Here is a 17041-nt window from a genome sequence, read left to right on the forward strand (position 1 = left end):
GTCGTCCGCGAGCGGGAGCGAGCCGCGCCGTCCGGCGCGCCCAAGCGTCCCGGGCTTGTCCCGGGACCTTGCCGCAGGGCGGATTCACTCCGCCCGAGGAAGTGAAGTCAATGAGGGGTCCCCGGCCCATGGACCATGGGCTGGGGCAAGGGCCCCACCATGATGGGGCCCATGATGTCGAAAATGTTCATAGGAAACTCCTTGTTGAGAGTAAGAAAAGAGGTGGGCGGGGCCGTCGTCCGCGAGCGGAAGCGAGCCGCGCCGTCCGGCGCGCTCAAGTGTCCCGGGCTTGTCCCGGGACCTTGCCGCAGGGCGGATTCACTCCGTCCGAGGAAGTGAAGGCAATGAGGGGTCCCCGGCCCATGGGACATGGGCTGGGGCATGGTCCCGACCATAATGGGACCCATGATGTCGAAAATGTTCATAGGAAAGCTCCTTGCTTGGGAATGAAAAAGGACGTTTACTTCGCCTTGAGGTCAATCTCCCTTGGGTCCCGCTTGGAGTAGAGGATGACTTGTTCGCTGTAGAGGCCGGAGTAGCCGGACAGTCGGTAGGCCACGGCGATGGCCAGGGCGTAGAGGGGGAGCCCGCCGCCGCCGAAGAGCTCGTAGGCCAGGAGAATGGAGGAGATGGGGCAGTTGGTGACGCCGCAGAAGGTGGCCACCGTACCCACGGCGCCGCCGAAGGAGGGGGACAGGCCCAGGAAGGGGGCAATCACGCAGCCGAAGGTGGCGCCGCAGGCAAAGGTGGGGACGATCTCGCCGCCCCGGAAGCCGACGCCCAGGGTGACGGCGGTAAAGAGGAGCTTGGCCAGAAATGCCCAAGGCTCCACGTCCACGCCGCCGCCGGTGACAGCGGCTTCCACCAGGTTACCGCCGGCACCGTTGTAGTACTGGTGGGCCAGACCGCCGTCCAGCAGGGAGAGGAGGAGGACCAGGGCGCCGCCCACCAGGGCCCGGAACCGGGGGTCGGGGAGGACCTTGGCGTAGAGGTGGCCGGCGCCGTGGGTGACGGCGCAGAAAAAGACGGCCAGCACGGCGCACAGGGCCCCCAGCACCACCACTTGGAGGAGGGAGAGGGGGGAGAGGGCGGCCAGGCCGGAGACGGTGTAGGCGGTGGGGGGGACTCCAAGCCATCCGGCCAACAGGAAGCCGGTGAGGGAGGCCAGGAAGGCGGGGACCAGGGCGGCGTATTGGATGACGCCCACATGGACCACCTCCAGGGCAAAGACAGCGGCAGTGAGAGGGGTGCCGAAGAGGGCGGAGAAGGCGGCGGCCATGCCGCAGACGGTGACGATGCGACCCTCCTCGGGCTCCAGGCCCAGCTTGTGTCCGATTTTGCTGGAGATGGAGGCGCCCAGCTGGAGAGCGGCGCCCTCCCGGCCGGCGGAGCCGCCCACCAGGTGGGTGAGGACGGTGGAGAGGAAGATGAGTGGGGCGGTGCGCAGGCGCATGGGCTCGTGTTCCCGGACGGCTACCAGCACCAGGTTGGTACCCTGATCCTTCTCCATGCCGCAGACCTGGTAGAGCAGTACGATGGCCAGCCCGCCCAGGGGGAGGAAGAACAGCAACCAGTGGTGTTCCTGGCGCAGCTCGGTGGCCAAGTCGATGCCGTAGTGGAAGGCCACACCCACGGCGCCCACCAGCAGGCCGATGAGGACGGCGAACAGGGCACGGCGGAGGAAGTCGCCCAACTCGTCGGGCAGGACACGCAGGGGGGTGGAAAGAGGCTTCATCTCTCATCATCTCCTGAAACGGAACTGTCATACAAGGAAGAGACACGGAAAAGTGAGAACAGTATACCACATTTGGATGCTCAGTTGAACTTTGTAGTGAAAAGTTTTCTCAGCTGTGTTATAATGTTGTCATTATAAAACCAAAAAGACGGCCGGGGCGTCTGTCCTCGGCCGGAATCACGAGGGGGAATTTGTTTTGCTGCCGGACCCATTATGGCCGTACATACTTGCAGGCGTCGTCCTGTTTCTGCTGGGGGCGCTGCTGTCCCAGGCGTGGGCGCCCCTGGGGGGCGGGATCAACGCCGCGTGGAACGCCTTTCTGCGCCTGACCCGGATCAACCCGGATGCTGGGCGGGAATCGGTCTCTGAGGAGGACCTGCGCGCCCTCATGGACCTGAGCGAGGAGAAGGGGGACATGGAGGCCGATGAGAAGGAGATGATCGAGAACGTCTTCGAGTTCAACGACACCGTGGCCGAGGACGTGATGGTCCACCGCACCGATATGGTGCTGCTGTGGGCAGAGGATACCGACGAGGAGATCGTCAAGACCATCGAGGAGTCGGGCCTGTCCCGGTTCCCGGTGTGCGGGGAGGACGCCGACGATGTGCTGGGCATCCTGAGCAGTCGGGACTACTTTCTCAATAGCCGCCATCCGGACCCCAAGCCCATCCGGGAGCTGCTGCGGCCGGCCTACTTCGTGCCGGAGTCGGTGCGGGCCGATGTGCTCTTCCGGGACATGCAGAGCAAGAAATTCCACATGGCCATCGTGGTGGACGAGTACGGCGGCACGTCGGGGCTTCTGACCATGGAGGACCTGCTGGAGGAGATCGTGGGCAACATCTACGACGAGTTCGACCGGCAGGAGGACCAGGAGATCATCCAGCAGGGACCCAACCTGTGGCGGATCTCCGGCTCGGCGGAGCTGGACGACGTGGCCGCCGCCCTGGACATGGAGTTTCCGGAGGACGAGGAGTCGGAGACCCTGGGCGGCCTGGTCTTTGACCAGCTGCCGGTAATCCCGGAGGACGGCCCCTGCCAGGTGGAGGTGGACACCCACGGCCTCCATATCCAGGTGGAGTCCATTGCCGACCGCCGGGTGGACTGGGCGCTGGTGTCCAAGCTGCCGGAGAAACAGGAGGATTGAGGGCGCACGCCCCGGGCAGTTCTGGTATGTCGGGCAGTTCCGACAAGTACAAGGCCTTTTATAGCAAGAGCAGGCATCGTCTTACATGGACATTACGTTTAACAAGCCAAGCGGCTCATGGTCTTTTGAGACCATGGGCCGCTTTCGGTTTATGGAGCACGGCGCCGCACGGGAAGGAGCGCGGCTGCCGGTGCTGTAGAGAGAAACAGGGGTCAGGAAATGTCACCGTCCTTGGAACAGGTGAGACTGATGTTAACAGGGAACTGCCCCAATCCCTTGGTGCTTTTGATGGTAGCGGTCAGCGTGGCGGTACCGCCGGAGTGGGAGATCCGCTCCCCGCTGTAGGACCAGCCGGGCTCTACGGTGTGGGAGCCGGAGGAACTGACCACCCAGGCATCGGAGCCATCGTATCCAAAGGTGGCGGTGAGAGTTGCAGTGGCAATCTCCTCACCGTTGTTTTTGTTGGATGCGTCTGGGACGCCGGGGCCCACATCCGCCAGAGCATTCCCCCTGGAGAAGACGTCATCTGCGTAACAAACAACAGATGAAGGGGGGTTTTAGGACGGAGGAGACGGATTCTTTGGCCTACGATCTCAGAATGACGCGGTGGAGAAACCCTCCAAGAAGATAACACAAGGCCCGTGGATGGCCACGGGCCTTGCTGTTTTGTGGGGACGGTCACCGGGGCAGGGCGACGGCGAAGTAAGCCCTCTTTTCCGGAAAGGACGGACGACCTTGAGACGAAACCTCCTGCTGGCGGTGCGGCTGCTCTCCATCCTCTGCATGCTCCTCGCCGGAGGCGCCTCCGGGCCATTCCGGGTGAAACGGAGGCCAACGGCGTGGAGGCCGGCTGACGGCCCGGAGCGGACCGGAAAAACAGACTGGAAGAACGGACGCCCTGGGGACAGCTCAACATGAGCCGTCCCCAGGGCGTCCGTTTGTCCGCGGATCTTGTTCAGGCGGAAAAGGCGTTGTTGATGGAGAGCAGGACCTGATCCCCGTCGAAGGGCTTGTATACAAAGCCCAGGGTGCCGATGCGCTTGGCCTCATCAATGGTGTCATCATAGGCCAGGGAGGAGATCATGACAATCCGGGCATCGGGGTGGCGCTGGAGCAGCAGCCGGGCGGTCTCCAGGCCGTCCATGCCGGGCATAAGGATGTCCATGGTGACCAGATCGGGGTGGATGGTCTCGTAGGTCTCCAGAGCCTCCTCACCGTTCTGGCAGCAGGCCACGACCTCGTAGTCGGTATCGGACAGGATCTTTTCAAGCTGCAGCTGGGCGATACGGGAATCGTCCACGATCATAATTTTCTTCGCCATAAATCTGATAGCTCCTTTATTTGTTTTCATGGGCGGGAAGCTGGTGGATCAGTTGAGCGCGCTCGTTGCTGCCGCTCACATAGCTGAGCACGCAGCAGAGAGAGCCCGCACCGTCCGGCAGGTGCAGCCCAGAGTAGAAACGGGGAATACGAAAGCGGGAGGAGATGTGGGCGGCCTGAAAGAGCCTTGCCACGATATGCCCGCAGATCACATTAAAATACTCCTTCATAAAATCTTCTATGTCTTGTAGGGAGACTGTCTCCTCCTGCATGGTGGTCTGTGTCAGCTTGGTGAGGAGTGCAGTATCCATATAGAGGATGAGATTGGCGTTGTAGCCGCCCTCAAAGGTGGTACAGACCGTACAGACATCGCCCAACGGAGCACCGTTCTGTTTGCACGGATAGATCCTTGCCATGCGGTTGGTGATGTCCTGCATAACGCAGTCCAGGATGTCCAGGATATCATTTTGCGTGAGGGGGATCAAGAGAGGAAGCCTCCTTTTCGGAAAATCGCATGGGACCAACCAGACCGTTTTTCAGGCCGATGGCGCACTTCTGCATGACCCGGCTGACACGATAGGAGGCGTGGTCTATGGTCACCACGGTGCCGGGATAAATTTCGCCGCAGTTCAGACGCCGGTGGTCCTGATCGGGGGTGGGTGGGAGGTGCTGCATGGCGCTTTTCTCCAGCCGTTTCAGCTTCATCTGGGCCACGTAGAGCCCCATCCGCTGCTTGGAGAGCGCCTGGTTCCGGTCCAGACTCTCTGGTGTGTCCTCCAGGGCCTGGAGGGCCGCCTCGGCGGCCTCTACCTCGGCCTGGATCTGCCTGCGCTCTAGATCTTCACAGGGCATTCCACCCAGAATGATGGTGGTGGCGTGCTCGGCCTTGGAGCCCACCGTGGCGGCGTCCACCTCCTGGGCGGCGCGGATGGTACCCCCGATGATGACGCCCCGGCCGGTGCGTACCCGGACAGTACCGTTGCTGTATACCTCACAGTCGATGACGCAGTCAGACTGTACGCTCCCTTGGGCATAGACCCGACAGTGTTCCAGATACTTGGCGTAGACGCTCCGATGGGCCTGGATGACTCCGTGATCCTGGCCCTGAACGCCGCTGGAGACCACCAGATCCTGCCCCGCCTCGATGGAGCAGTCCTCCATCACGCCGTCAATCTGGATGCTGCCCATGGCCCGGATGGTGGCGCCCCGGAAAACATCCCCATGTATGTGGATGTCGCCCAGGAAGTTGACGATACCGGTGTCGCCGGAGACATCTCCGGTGATTTCCAGAACGGGCTTGACCTGAAAGCTCTGACCGGTAAATTCCACATGGCCGTCCAGGGCGGCCAGCAGAAAGCGCCCATCCTCGGAGAATGTGGTGTTCCGGCCCTGGGGCGCCTGGACGGGATTCCCAGGTTTGGCGGGGATCAGCCGGCCGGTCACGGTGTTGCCGGGGACGCCTCGGGTGGGTGGGAGAATCTCGCAGATCACGTCGCCCTGGTGAATGTCTTGGACCAGGCGCAGGGTTTCGTAATCGGCCTGTGCCAGTTCATCCACCGAAAGATCGGCCTGCGGAGTGCGGGGATAATGGTCCACAATACTGCCATCTTCACCGGGCACGGGCGGTGCGCCGTCGGCGATGTGGAAAAGACGGAAATATCGCTGGGGCATGGTGGGGAGCTGCGCCAGAAGGTGCTTGTCCACGCCGTAGATGACCCCGCGGCGGGCCAGAGCCTGTTCCAGCTGTTCCTCGGTAAGTGGTGAGCCTTCTCCCACAGGGGGAAGAAACAGCAGCCAGGCGGCCATGCCATCGCTGGTGAGATAGAGGAAGATCCCTTCATTCAGGTCGGCGACGGCGTTGGAGTCACCGCTCTTAAAGATCTGTTGGATCCGCTTGGTGGTGAACCGGGTCAGAGAGATGACAAAGGGGGCGTCCTCCCGGGAGAGGATATCCTCCGGAAGGAGAGGATTGTCGCCCTGGCCGCACAGTAAGTCCAGGCGCAGTGGAACACCGGAGCTGGGCGTAGAGAGCCACAGATCCCGCAGGGCGCATATGGGATGCACCGGTGGAAAGCTGATCTCATGAGCAGTACGGCGAGCCGTGGCGTCTGTGTGCGCTTCCTCCGTCTGACTGCCCGGCATCAGGTGATGGGGATTCCATGCTTGAGGGAAGTCAGTCATGTCATGCCTCCTTTCCCAATCCTTACGGTCATTGTTCTATAACTAATATCGTCTCCGATGGAAAAAACATAAGCCAAATACTGTCATAACATAAGAACCCTGGAAAAATTTTTGGCTATTGCGTGGCGAACAAACTAGCGGGGTGACAAAAGATAAAATTCCAGGATCAGGATATATAGTTTATTACCAGAATGAGTAGCCCTCATCAGGACGGTGCTCAGGGCAAATTTCACGAAAGTAGAGAGCGGGTTTTTGCTAGATTTCTAAAAAATTTTACTTCCAAAATGCAGAGGGATGTAGTATGATAAGTGAGTAGACTTTCATACGTAACAAACTTCGATACCTATCAGGAGGTATTCCTATGAGAAAGACGAAAGTGATTTGCACCCTCGGCCCCGCTGTGGACAATGAGGAGATGATGAAGGCGCTCATTCTGGGCGGAATGAACTGCGCCCGGTTTAACTTCTCCCACGGCAGTCACGAGGAGCAGCTGGCCCGGCTGAACATGCTCAAGCATGTGCGGGACACCCTGGGCTATCCGGTGGCCACTATGCTGGACACCAAGGGCCCCGAGATCCGCATCAAGACTTTTGCCAATGGTCCTGTGACGCTGGAAAAGGGCAATCACTTCGTTCTGGACACCGATGAGGTGGCTGGTGACGAGACCCAGGTCTCCGTGACCTACAAGAACCTCCACAAAGAGGTGGAGCCTGGCTGCCGCATCCTGGTGGATGACGGTCTGGTGGAGCTGAAGGTGGAGAAGGTGGAGGGCCACAGAATTCTCTGCGAGGTGGAGAACGGCGGTACGCTCTCCAACAACAAGTCCATCAATATCCCCGATGTCCACATCCAGCTGCCCTCTCTCACCGAGAAGGATAAAGAAGATCTGAAGTTCGCCGTGGAGAACGACTTTGACTTCGTCGCCGCCTCCTTTGTCCGGAAGGCCGCTGACGTGGCGGACATCCGGGCCTGCCTGAAGGAGTACGGCGGGGAGCACATCCTCATCATCTCCAAGATCGAGAACCGGGAGGGTGTGAATAACCTAGACGAGATCATCACGGCCTCCGACGGCATCATGGTGGCCCGTGGCGACCTGGGTGTGGAGATCCCCGCCCACGAGGTGCCCATCCTCCAGAAGAAGATGATCAAGGCCACCATCCGTCAGGGCAAGCCGGTCATCACCGCCACCCAGATGCTGGACTCCATGATCCGCAACCCCCGGCCCACCCGCGCCGAGGTCTCCGACGTGGCCAACGCCGTCTTCGACGGCACCTCCTGCGTGATGCTCTCCGGTGAGACTGCCTCCGGCAAGTACCCTGTGGAGGCCCTGAAGACCATGGTGGATACCGCTGTGGCCGCCGAGGGTGCCATCGACTACTGGGGCCGTTTCCGTGAGAACTCCCTCACCCCCGGGGTCTCCAGCATCAACGACGCCATCACCCACTCCTGCTGCCTCACCGCTATGGACCTGGGCGCAACCGCCATCCTGGCCGCCACCAAGTCCGGCCACACCGCTAAGGTCATCTCCCGGTTCCGGCCCGGCTGCACCATCGTCGCCGTGTGCCAGAGCGAGCAGACCCGCCGGCAGCTGGCCATCTCCTGGGGCGTTCACCCCTACCTCACCGGTGAGGTGGACTCCACCGACCGCCTCTTCTCCATGACCGTGGATGTGGCCCGGAAGGAGGGCGCCGTGAGATGCGGCGATACCGTGGTCATCACTGCCGGCGTGCCCATCGGCCGCAGTGGCAGCACCAACCTCATCAAGGCCCAGGTTGTGGGCGAATAAGTTCATCTCCAGCCGTACAGAGGCGGTCCTCAGAAGAGGACCGCCTCAGCTTGTCGAAAAAGCCCCTTTGGCTTTTTCGACAAGCTGCTGACTTTTTCAATTACATCGAAAAAGTTCCTGATTGCACGCGAAAGTGGGGGCTCACCGCCCCCCTTTCACACTTTTCCCCCGTGGCTTATTTTGTGTGGTGCCACTTTTTCAACAGGCTCAGGCGGTCCTCAGGAGAGGACCGCCTTTTCTTATGTAAGAGAAGCGTAATGCCCGCGGCCTTGCTTTTGGGGGGAGGCCGTTGTAAAATGGAGCTTGTTTTCAAATTCTCTCGCGAAAAGGAAAGAAACTGACATGAGCGTTATGACCCCATCCCCCGCCAAGCTCCGCCACCCCGTCTTTTACCGCCGGGACCGGCTCCTCCCCGCCGCAGTCCTGGCCGCCGCGTTTTTTGCCGGCCTGGCCCTCTACGGACTGCCCCTGTGGCAGTGTGCCTGCTGGGCCCTGGCCTTCGGCGCCGCCCTTCCTCTGGGACTGCATGTGACGGACCGGGCCGCCGCCCGGTGCCGCTGGGCCGCCTTCGTCATCGGCCCTCTGCTGGCCTTTGTGCTGGTGGAGCAGATGAACTACAACTACCTGGTCTGGGAGGAGCTCACCCCCCTCCAGATCGCCCTGAACCTGGTGTGGTACTACATGGCCGCCGGAGTGCTCTACCTGGTCACCGGCCGGGTGCGACTGACGGCGGGGCTCACCACTGGGCTCTTTACCTTTGTGGGCCTGGCCAACCGATACGTCATCCACTTCCGGGGCCGCACCATCTTTCCCGGCGATCTCCTCACCCTTCAGACCGCCGCCAACGTGGCGGGGAACTACGATTATACCCCCGATGTGGTCCAGCTCCGGTGCCTGCTGATGCTCGCCCTCTTCCTGCTGCTGCTGTGGAAGGTGCCCAAGCGCCCAGGGCGGCAGCATCCCCACTGGCGGGCGGTCATCCCGGTGGCCTTCCTCTCCGCCGCCTACCTGACGGTCTTTTTCCAGACCGATTTTCTCCGGCAGATGGAGATCGAGCCCTCCCTGTGGACCACCCGGGGCAACGGCTTCGTCCTCAACTTCTCGGTGTGCCTGCGGTACAGCACGGTGGAGGAGCCGCAGGACTATTCTCAGGAGACCCTCTCCTCCATCCGGCTGGAGACGGAGGCGGACTGGCAGGCCGACGACGCCGCCGCCGGGGCGGAGACGCCGGTGAACCTCATCGTCATCATGAACGAGTCCTTCTCTGATTTGGCGGAGGTCTTTGATCTGGAGACCAATGAGGACCCCCTGCCCTTCTTCCACAGCCTCACCGAAAATACCATCCGGGGCACGGCCTACTCCTCCGTGTTCGGCGGCACCACCGCCAACTCGGAGTATGAGTTCCTGACGGGCAACACCATGGCCTTCCTCCCCGAGGGCACGGTGCCCTTCCACATGTACGTAGGGGCCGACGAGCCCAATCTGGGCGCCCAGCTGGGGAGCCTGGGATACCGGACGGTGTTCATGCACCCCTACCTCTCCTCGGGGTGGAACCGCCGGGCGGTCTACAAAAGCTTCGGCTTTGACGAGATCTATTTCCAAAACGATTTTACCGATGTCAGCTACATGCGCAATTACATCACAGACCAGGCCAACTATGAGAATCTGGTGCGGCGCTACGAGGAAAAAGAGGATGGCGAGCCCCTCTTCATCTTCAATGTCACCATGCAGAACCACAGCGCCTACAACGTGGCCTGGACGGGTCTGGACAAGACGGTGTGGCTCACCGGGGACATGGAGGGCCGCTACTCCACCGTGGACCAGTACCTCTCCCTGCTGCGGCAGTCGGACAGCGCCCTGGAGTACCTCATCAACTACTTCTCCCAGGTGGAGGAGCCCACCATGATCCTCATGTTCGGGGATCACCAGCCCCAGGTGGTCACCAACTTCTACACCGAGGTGCTGGGAGGCGACTTTGAAAAGGTGGACATCGCCACCGCCCAGCAGCGCCAGGAGGTGCCCTTCCTCCTGTGGGCCAACTACGACATTCCGGAGGAGGATGGAGTGGTGACCTCCCTCAACTACCTGTCTTCTCTGCTCATGGAGACGGCCGGCCTGCCCCTGACGGAGTACCAGCAGTTCCTGCTCCGGCTCCGGGAGACGGTGCCCGCCCTCAACGCCGTGGGCTACATGGATACTGACGGCACCTGGCAGAAGAGCCGGGAGGACCTCTCGGAGGAGGCCCAGGAGGGGCTTCTCCAGTATGAGTCCCTCCAGTACAACCTGCTCTTTGACAGCGAGGAGGACCGGCTGCCCGACTTTTTCACCCTACCCGGCCAATAAGGAGGATCAGATGGAACAGGAATTTTATCTCCCGGTGCTCTCCCACTACGAAAATGACAATGGCTGGTCGGGGAGCCGGGGCCTGCTGTGCTATGAGATCGAGAAGCCCCAGGAGGGCGCCATGCATGTGGTCATCTGGCAGGGACCTTTCTGCCGCAAGTACGCCCGGCAGGAGGGGGAGGCCACCTTCCCGGTGAGCGAGGAGGGCATCGCCGCCATGCGGACCTGGCTCCTGGAGCAGGCTGACGCCATGAACGCCCATCCGCCCCGGACGGCGGCGGAGTGCCGGGCCTATTACGAGGAGCTGACCAACGGCGCATGCAAGCCGGAGTCATAGACGGACAGAAGGAGGAAGGAACATGGAATGGAAACGGATGCTCTGCGGGACCCTGGCGGGACTCATTCTGGTGCCCGTCCTGACCCTGCCCGCCCTGGCCGCCCAGGAGACCGGAACGGCGGGGGAGACCTTTGAGGAGAAGGCTTTCCACGCCATCGAGCTGGCGGCCCAGTACGGCGGGGCTACCTCGGTGCGCTACGCCCTGTGGGAGGACGGCGCCATCACCGCCCAGGGGGGCTGGGGGGTCTACTCCAAGACGGAGAACCGGGCCCTCGCCGAGGACATCCTCTACGGCGTGGGCTCGGTGTCCAAGACCTACACCGCCGCCGCCGTCCTTACCCTGGCCCAAAACGGCAAGCTCAAGCTGGAGGACCCGGTGACCAAGTACCTGCCCGGCTTTACCATGGCCGATGAGCGGTACAAGGACATCACCGTCCGCATGCTGCTGGACCACTCCTCCGGCCTCATGGGGGACACCACCCGGGACGCCTTTCTCTTCAATGACACCGACGAGAGCGCCGCCGATGACCTGCTGGAGCGGCTGTCCACCCAGCGGCTCAAGGCCGACCCCGGAGCATACTGTGTCTACTCCAACGACGGCTACACCCTGGCCCAACTGGTGGTGGAGGCGGTGAGCGGCATGGACTATATGGACTACCTCCACGCCGCCATCCTGGACCCGGTGGGCCTCACCGACACCTACGCCCCCGGGGACGACTTTGACACCGGCCGTCTGGCCAAGACCTACGCCTCCGCCGAGGACACCCGGGCCCTGCCCCAGGACACCATCGGCATCGTGGGCACCGGCGGCCTCTACGCCACCGCCGCCGATCTGGCCGCCTTCGGCGGCCTCCTGTGCGGCACCGACCTGCTGAGCCAGGAGTGGCTGGACCTCATGAACACCGACTGGTCGGTGAAGGGCCTGTGGCCGGAGAACAGCGAGAACGACACCCTGGCCTACGGCCTGGGCTGGGACAACGTCCACCAGTACCCCTTCAACCAGAGCGGGGTCACCGCCCTGGTGAAGGGGGGCGACACCCTGCGCTACCACGCCTCCCTCATCGTCCTCCCGGAGGAGGAGAAGGCGGTGGCCGTCCTCTCCTCCGGCGGCGTGAGCACCTATGACCAGCTGGCGGGGGAGCGCATCCTGATCGATGCCCTGGCCGAGGAGGGGGTGACGGTGGACGAGAGTCTGCCCGCCCTCCCCGACGGCCAGCCCGCGGCCATCCCCTCGGCGCTGAAGGCCAACGCCGGCACCTATGTCTCCCTGGGCATGGTGGCCACCGTGGCCTTCCCCGACGACCAGACCATGACCCTCACCAACGCCGCCGCCCTGGGCGGGGCGGTGCAGACCTTCACCTACCGGGACAACGGCACCTTCCTGGATGAGACAGGCAGCTTCATCCTGAAGTTCGTCACCGGGGACAACGGCCGGACTTACCTATATCAGGAGGGCTATGCCGCCGTGCCCGGCCTCACCGTCTCCGGCACCGCCAACTACGCCCTGGAGAAGCTGGAGCCCAACAACGAGGCCGATCAGGCCGCCCTGGATGCCTGGGCCGCCCGGGGCTCGGAGCTCTACCTCATCGTCAATGAGAAGTATACCTCTCAGGTCTACCTCTCCGGGCCCTTTGCCGCCGTGGCGTCCATGCCGGAGACTCCCGGCTATGCGGCCGGCTTTGAGCGCATCGTGGACGAGACCCTGGCCCAGCAGTACATCCAGATGCCTGGCACCGGCAGCCGCAACGGCGCCGACTATGCCGCCGTCACCGTGGATGGCAAAGAGTACCTGAAGGCGGGGGACTACCTCTGCGCCCCGGCCTCCGCCCTGGAAAACCTCTACGCCGGCACGGGGGCGTATTGCACAATCCTGAACGACGGCTATGCCCGGTGGTTCAATGTGGGGGACCTGGCGGGGAAGACTCTCGCCGTCACCCTGCCGGAGGCGGGTGGCTTCACTGTCTACGATGCCAACGGCGCTGTGACGGCCAGCTCTGTGGCCTACGGGGACACCTCCGCCGTGCTGCCGGAGGGCGGCTGGGTGGTCTTTGCCGGCGACCCCGGCGCTCGGTTCTATCTGAGTCTCTCTGAATAAATGGCACAAGGACCCGCCGACACAGTCGGCGGGTCCTTGTGCGTCCTGTCCAGAATGTAAACTTTTTGGGATGCCTTTACAGGGGGGCGGCCAGGAGGTAGAATGAAGGTGACCAAAGAAACAAAGGAGGTGCCCCATGAAGCTCACATTTTTCGGCGCGGCCAAGGCCGTCACCGGGAGCTGCCACTGCCTGGAGGTCAATGGAAAGCGCATCCTCATCGACTGCGGACTCCAGCAGGGGCGGGACGAGCGGGACAACCGGGTGTTGGACTTCGCCCCCGGCTATATCGACTGCGTCATCGTCACCCACGCCCATATCGACCACACCGGCCGCATCCCGCTGCTGGTGAAGCAGGGCTTCCACGGCAGGATCGTCACCACCTGCCTCACCGGACAGCTCATGTCCATCATGCTGCGGGACTCGGCCCACATCCAGGAGTCGGATGCCCAGTGGCAGAACCAGAAGGGCCGGCGGGCCGGCCGGGCACCGGTAGAGCCCCTCTATACCATTGCCGATGCGGAAAACGCCATGGGATTGGTGGAGACCTATGAGTACGGCGAGATGGTGGACCTCTTTGAGGGGGTGCGGCTCCGGTTCACCGACGCCGGCCACCTGCTGGGCTCGGCCTGTGCCGAGCTGTGGCTCACCGAGGAGGGGGTCACCCGGAAGATCGTCTTCTCCGGCGACCTGGGCAACGTGGACCAGCCCATCATCCGGGACCCACAGCCCATCGACGAGGCCGACTATGTGGTCATGGAGAGCACCTACGGCGACCGGCTCCACGAGCCGCCGGAGAGCTATACCGAGGCCCTGGCCCAGATCATCGACGAGACCTTTGAGAAGGGCGGCAACGTCATCATCCCCTCCTTCGCCGTGGGCCGCACCCAGGAGCTTTTGTACTTCATGCGGGAGATGAAGGAGGAGGGCATGGTGAAGTCCCACCCCGACTTCCGGGTGTGCGTGGACTCCCCCCTGGCCAACGAGGCCACCCGCATCTACTCCGGCAACCTCCACGGCTACCTGGACGAGGACGCCATCGAGGCCCTGAAGGGGGGCGCCCTCTTCCAGTTCCCCGGCCTCACCCTCACCGAGACCAGCGAGGAGTCCAAGGCCCTCAACCTGGACACCAGCTCCAAGGTCATCATCTCGGCCTCCGGCATGTGTGACGCCGGACGCATCCGCCACCACCTCAAGCACAATCTGTGGCGGAAGGAGTGCGTGGTGGTCTTTGTGGGCTACCAGGCCGAGGGCAGCCTGGCCCGGGCCCTCCTGGAGGGGGCCAAGTCGGTGAAGCTCTTCGGGGAGGAGATCGCCGTCAATGCCCGCATCGTCAACTTCAAGGGTCTCTCCTCCCACGCCGACCGGGACCACCTCCTGGCCTGGGCCAAGCACTACGCCCCCAAGCCCCGGCACATCTTCGTGGTCCACGGCGAGGCGTCGGTCACCGAGATCTTTGCCCAGAAGCTGCGGGACGCCGGGCTGGCCGCCCACGCCGCCGAGTATGAGGAGGTCTACGATCTGGCTGCCGACCGGATGCTCTCCGCCGGTGTGCCTCTGCCTCCCAAGCCGGTGTCGGCGTCCGGCTCCCCCGCCTACCGGAAGCTGGAGGCGGCGGGGCAGGACCTCATGGAGGCCATCCGCCACAACAAGGGCGGCACCAACAAGGACCTGGCCCAGTTCGAAAAGGAGCTCATGGCCCTCATCCAGAAGTGGGACCGCTGAGCCGAAGCGCTTTGAAGAAAGAAACGGGCGCACCATTCATATGGTGCGCCCGTTGGCGTAAGAAGGATACAAATCACCGTACCACCTGGGTCTCCGGCTCCTGCCCTTTCTCCGGCGGGCGTCCGAAATTCTGAACCCATCCGATGAGGAAGGAGGAGATGGTGACGGTGATGAGGGAGTATAGGATGCGGGTGAAGGGGATATAGCTCAAAGAGAGGGCTAGCACGGTGAGGTCGGTGATGAGATAGCACCGGGCGATGGGCCATTTGGAGAGGTGGGAGATGGTGAGGGCCAGGGCGTCGTCGCCGCCGCAGGCGCCGCCGATGCGGACCACCAGTCCCACGCCGATGCCCACAAAGGCCGCACCCAGGATGGCGGCGGCCACCGGCCAGGCGCTCAGATCGGGGAGAATGGGCGGGAACTGCTCCCAAAGGCCGTGGAACAGGGCGAAGGCCAGGCTGGCGGTGACGGCGTACCGGGCGAAGGAGTTGCCCAGGAAGCGCCAGGCCAGCAGGTAGCAGGCGATGTCCATAACGGGGCTGGTGATGGCGGGGGAAAGCCCCAGCCAGTGCTGGAGGAAGAGGGTCATGCCCAGTACGCCCCCCTCGGTGACCTGGGTCCGCTCATGGATGTTGTAGAGCCCGAAGGACAAAATAGCGGAGCCCAGGAGGATGATGCCGTAGGTGTACAGGAGGGACTTTGCTTTTTCCCTGGGGGAAGACATGATAAAACTCCTAACTTAAGATAAATTATATTAGAATTATATCAAAAAAGTGCCGTACAGTCAAGGGGCCCGGATGGGCGAAAGGATGGGAGAGCCATGCTGGAAAACGAGGAACGCCGGACACATACCAAGGACGAGCAAAAGGCGTGGAAGGCGGAGCGCAAGGAGCTGGAGCGGGCCCTGGAGGCCCTTCAGCAGCCGCTGAAGGAGGCGGGGATTCCGGTGATGCTGGTCTTTGAGGGCTGGAGTGCCGCCGGGAAGGGGGCGGTCATCGCCCGGACCATTGCCCGGCTGGACCCCCGGAACTACCAGGTGCTCACCTTCGGTCCCGCCACCGACGAGGAGAAGCGCCGCCCCCTGCTGTGGCCCTTCTGGAAGGGGCTGCCCGCCAAGGGACAGATTGCGGTGCTGGAGCGGAGCTGGTTCGGCCGCGCCCTGGAGCGGATGGAGGAGGAGCCGAAGGAGACGGCTCAGCTGGTGGAGGAGATCAACATCTTCGAGCGGCAGCTGTGCGACGACGGTTATCTGATCCTGAAATTCTTCCTCCACATCGGCCAGGCCGAGCAGCGCCGGCGGCTGGAGAAGCTGGCGGGGGACGATGACACCGCCTGGCGGGTCACCGACCGGGACTGGCGGCAGAACCGGGACTACGTGCGCCGTAAAGAGAAGCTGGACCTCCTCCTCCAGGCCACTAGCACCCCCCACGCCCCCTGGCACGTGGTGTGGAACGAGGAGAAGGGGAGCGGCCCCCTGGAGGTGCTGCGGACGGTGAAGGCGGCTCTGGACGACGCCCTGGACCACGGCGTCCCCAAACCGGCCCCGGTGGAGCGGGCCCCCTGGCCCCTGCTGGAGATGCCGCGGCTCAGCCAGGTGGACCTGAGCCCCCGGCTCTCCGACGCCGACTACGACGCCGCCCTCAAGAAGGAGAAAAAGCGCTTGTCTAAGCTTCACAGCCGGCTCTACCGGGAGAAGGTGCCGGTGGTCATCGGCTTCGAGGGCTGGGACGCCGCCGGCAAGGGGGGCGCCATCCGCCGCCTCTCCTGGGCCCTGGACCCCCGGGGCTTTGACGTGGTGCCCATCGCCGCCCCCACAAAGGACGAGCTGGACCGGCACTACCTGTGGCGGTTCTGGCGGCAGCTGCCCAAGGATGGCCACATCGTCCTCTTCGACCGGACCTGGTATGGCCGGGTCATGGTGGAGCGGCTGGAAAATCTCACTCCGGAGGCCCGCTGGAGCATGGCCTACGATGAGATCAATGAGTTCGAGCGCAGCCTCACCCGCTGGGGGGCGGTGGTGCTGAAGTTCTGGCTCCACATCGACCCCGACGAGCAGCTGCGCCGCTTCCATGACCGGGAGAATACCCCGGAAAAGCGCTACAAAATCACCGACGAGGACTGGCGCAACCGGGAGAAGTGGCCGGAGTATGAAAAGGCGGTGGACGAGATGCTACAAAGGACCTCTACCGAGTACGCCCCCTGGGTCATCGTGGAGGGCAACGACAAAAAATACGCCCGTCTCAAGGTGCTGCGGACGGTGCGAAAGGCCCTGGAGGAGCGGCTGGACAGCTGAGGGGAGAGAGCGTCATTTCGTCTCCGTTTTGTAACCAACAGTAGGTGGACAGCCCCGGGACAGGGTGCTACAATGAAATGACCT

Annotated in this window: 13 protein-coding genes; 7 read left to right on the forward strand and 6 right to left on the reverse strand. The window is 62.9% G+C overall.

What is annotated here, in order from left to right; all coding sequences use genetic code 11:
- Window positions 1-460 precede the first annotated feature (460 nt).
- Entirely contained in the window at window positions 461-1735 is a 1275-nt protein-coding gene (locus ACTNBK_RS00375; RefSeq protein WP_441142651.1) for a chloride channel protein, read from the reverse strand.
- 196 nt (window positions 1736-1931) lie between these two features.
- On the opposite strand from ACTNBK_RS00375, the gene ACTNBK_RS00380 reads away from it, so the two are divergent.
- Window positions 1932-2879 (forward strand): hemolysin family protein, encoded by a 948-nt coding sequence (locus ACTNBK_RS00380; RefSeq protein WP_441142653.1) that lies wholly within the window; start codon window positions 1932-1934, stop codon window positions 2877-2879.
- A gap of 212 nt (window positions 2880-3091) precedes the next feature.
- On the opposite strand, the gene ACTNBK_RS00385 is transcribed toward ACTNBK_RS00380, so the two are convergent.
- From ACTNBK_RS00385 to ACTNBK_RS00400, 4 genes are all read right to left on the reverse strand, one after another.
- The gene (locus ACTNBK_RS00385) at window positions 3092-3370 is read right to left on the reverse strand and encodes a hypothetical protein (RefSeq protein ID WP_441142655.1); all 279 of its coding nucleotides are present in this window, start codon (window positions 3368-3370) and stop codon (window positions 3092-3094) included.
- A gap of 464 nt (window positions 3371-3834) precedes the next feature.
- A complete protein-coding gene (locus tag ACTNBK_RS00390) occupies window positions 3835-4200 on the reverse strand; it encodes a response regulator (protein ID WP_441142656.1) in 366 nt (121 codons plus the stop codon).
- A gap of 16 nt (window positions 4201-4216) precedes the next feature.
- Window positions 4217-4684 carry a chemotaxis protein CheX gene (locus ACTNBK_RS00395; protein WP_441142658.1) on the reverse strand — a complete coding sequence of 156 codons (468 nt, stop codon included), beginning with the start codon at window positions 4682-4684 and terminating at the stop codon, window positions 4217-4219.
- Window positions 4662-6380, reverse strand: coding sequence for a DUF342 domain-containing protein (locus ACTNBK_RS00400; RefSeq protein ID WP_441142659.1), 1719 nt, complete (start codon window positions 6378-6380; stop codon window positions 4662-4664). The genes ACTNBK_RS00395 and ACTNBK_RS00400 overlap by 23 nt, the downstream gene beginning before the upstream one ends.
- Before the next feature lie 361 nt (window positions 6381-6741).
- Here ACTNBK_RS00400 and pyk point away from each other — a divergent pair, with 361 nt between their 5' ends.
- The 5 genes from pyk to ACTNBK_RS00425 all read left to right on the forward strand — a co-directional run bounded on the left by pyk (window position 6742) and on the right by ACTNBK_RS00425 (window position 14664).
- On the forward strand, window positions 6742-8166 hold the full coding sequence (gene pyk, locus ACTNBK_RS00405; protein ID WP_441142660.1) for a pyruvate kinase: 1425 nt from the start codon (window positions 6742-6744) through the stop codon (window positions 8164-8166).
- A gap of 342 nt (window positions 8167-8508) precedes the next feature.
- Entirely contained in the window at window positions 8509-10509 is a 2001-nt protein-coding gene (locus tag ACTNBK_RS00410; protein WP_441142661.1) for an LTA synthase family protein, read from the forward strand.
- A 10-nt stretch (window positions 10510-10519) separates the two neighbouring features.
- The gene (locus tag ACTNBK_RS00415; RefSeq protein WP_441142662.1) at window positions 10520-10846 is read left to right on the forward strand and encodes a hypothetical protein; all 327 of its coding nucleotides are present in this window, start codon (window positions 10520-10522) and stop codon (window positions 10844-10846) included.
- Window positions 10847-10868: 22 nt separating this feature from the next.
- Window positions 10869-12941, forward strand: a complete 2073-nt coding sequence (locus ACTNBK_RS00420) for a serine hydrolase domain-containing protein (protein WP_441142663.1) — start codon at window positions 10869-10871, stop codon at window positions 12939-12941.
- A 136-nt stretch (window positions 12942-13077) separates the two neighbouring features.
- Window positions 13078-14664, forward strand: a complete 1587-nt coding sequence (locus ACTNBK_RS00425) for an MBL fold metallo-hydrolase RNA specificity domain-containing protein (protein WP_441142664.1) — start codon at window positions 13078-13080, stop codon at window positions 14662-14664.
- Between the two features lie 73 nt (window positions 14665-14737).
- On the opposite strand, the gene ACTNBK_RS00430 is transcribed toward ACTNBK_RS00425, so the two are convergent.
- Window positions 14738-15388, reverse strand: a complete 651-nt coding sequence (locus tag ACTNBK_RS00430; RefSeq protein ID WP_441142665.1) for a YitT family protein — start codon at window positions 15386-15388, stop codon at window positions 14738-14740.
- A 96-nt stretch (window positions 15389-15484) separates the two neighbouring features.
- On the opposite strand from ACTNBK_RS00430, the gene pap reads away from it, so the two are divergent.
- Window positions 15485-16957: a polyphosphate:AMP phosphotransferase gene (pap, locus tag ACTNBK_RS00435; protein WP_441142667.1), complete on the forward strand. Its 1473-nt coding sequence runs from the start codon at window positions 15485-15487 to the stop codon at window positions 16955-16957.
- The last annotated feature ends 84 nt before the right edge of the window (window positions 16958-17041 follow it).

Source organism: Intestinimonas sp. HCP28S3_D6 (genome assembly GCF_052065695.1).
Classification (GTDB): Bacteria; Bacillota; Clostridia; order Oscillospirales; family Oscillospiraceae; genus Intestinimonas.

Coding starts and splice junctions, on each gene's coding strand:
- ACTNBK_RS00425 (WP_441142664.1), top strand. CDS start 13,078: ATGAAGCTCACATTTTTCGGCGCGGCCAAGGCCGTCACCGGGAGCTGC.
- ACTNBK_RS00400 (WP_441142659.1), bottom strand. CDS start 6,380: ATGACTGACTTCCCTCAAGCATGGAATCCCCATCACCTGATGCCGGGC.
- ACTNBK_RS00420 (WP_441142663.1), top strand. CDS start 10,869: ATGGAATGGAAACGGATGCTCTGCGGGACCCTGGCGGGACTCATTCTG.
- pyk (WP_441142660.1), top strand. CDS start 6,742: ATGAGAAAGACGAAAGTGATTTGCACCCTCGGCCCCGCTGTGGACAAT.
- ACTNBK_RS00410 (WP_441142661.1), top strand. CDS start 8,509: ATGAGCGTTATGACCCCATCCCCCGCCAAGCTCCGCCACCCCGTCTTT.
- ACTNBK_RS00430 (WP_441142665.1), bottom strand. CDS start 15,388: ATGTCTTCCCCCAGGGAAAAAGCAAAGTCCCTCCTGTACACCTACGGC.
- ACTNBK_RS00375 (WP_441142651.1), bottom strand. CDS start 1,735: ATGAAGCCTCTTTCCACCCCCCTGCGTGTCCTGCCCGACGAGTTGGGC.
- ACTNBK_RS00415 (WP_441142662.1), top strand. CDS start 10,520: ATGGAACAGGAATTTTATCTCCCGGTGCTCTCCCACTACGAAAATGAC.
- ACTNBK_RS00390 (WP_441142656.1), bottom strand. CDS start 4,200: ATGGCGAAGAAAATTATGATCGTGGACGATTCCCGTATCGCCCAGCTG.
- pap (WP_441142667.1), top strand. CDS start 15,485: ATGCTGGAAAACGAGGAACGCCGGACACATACCAAGGACGAGCAAAAG.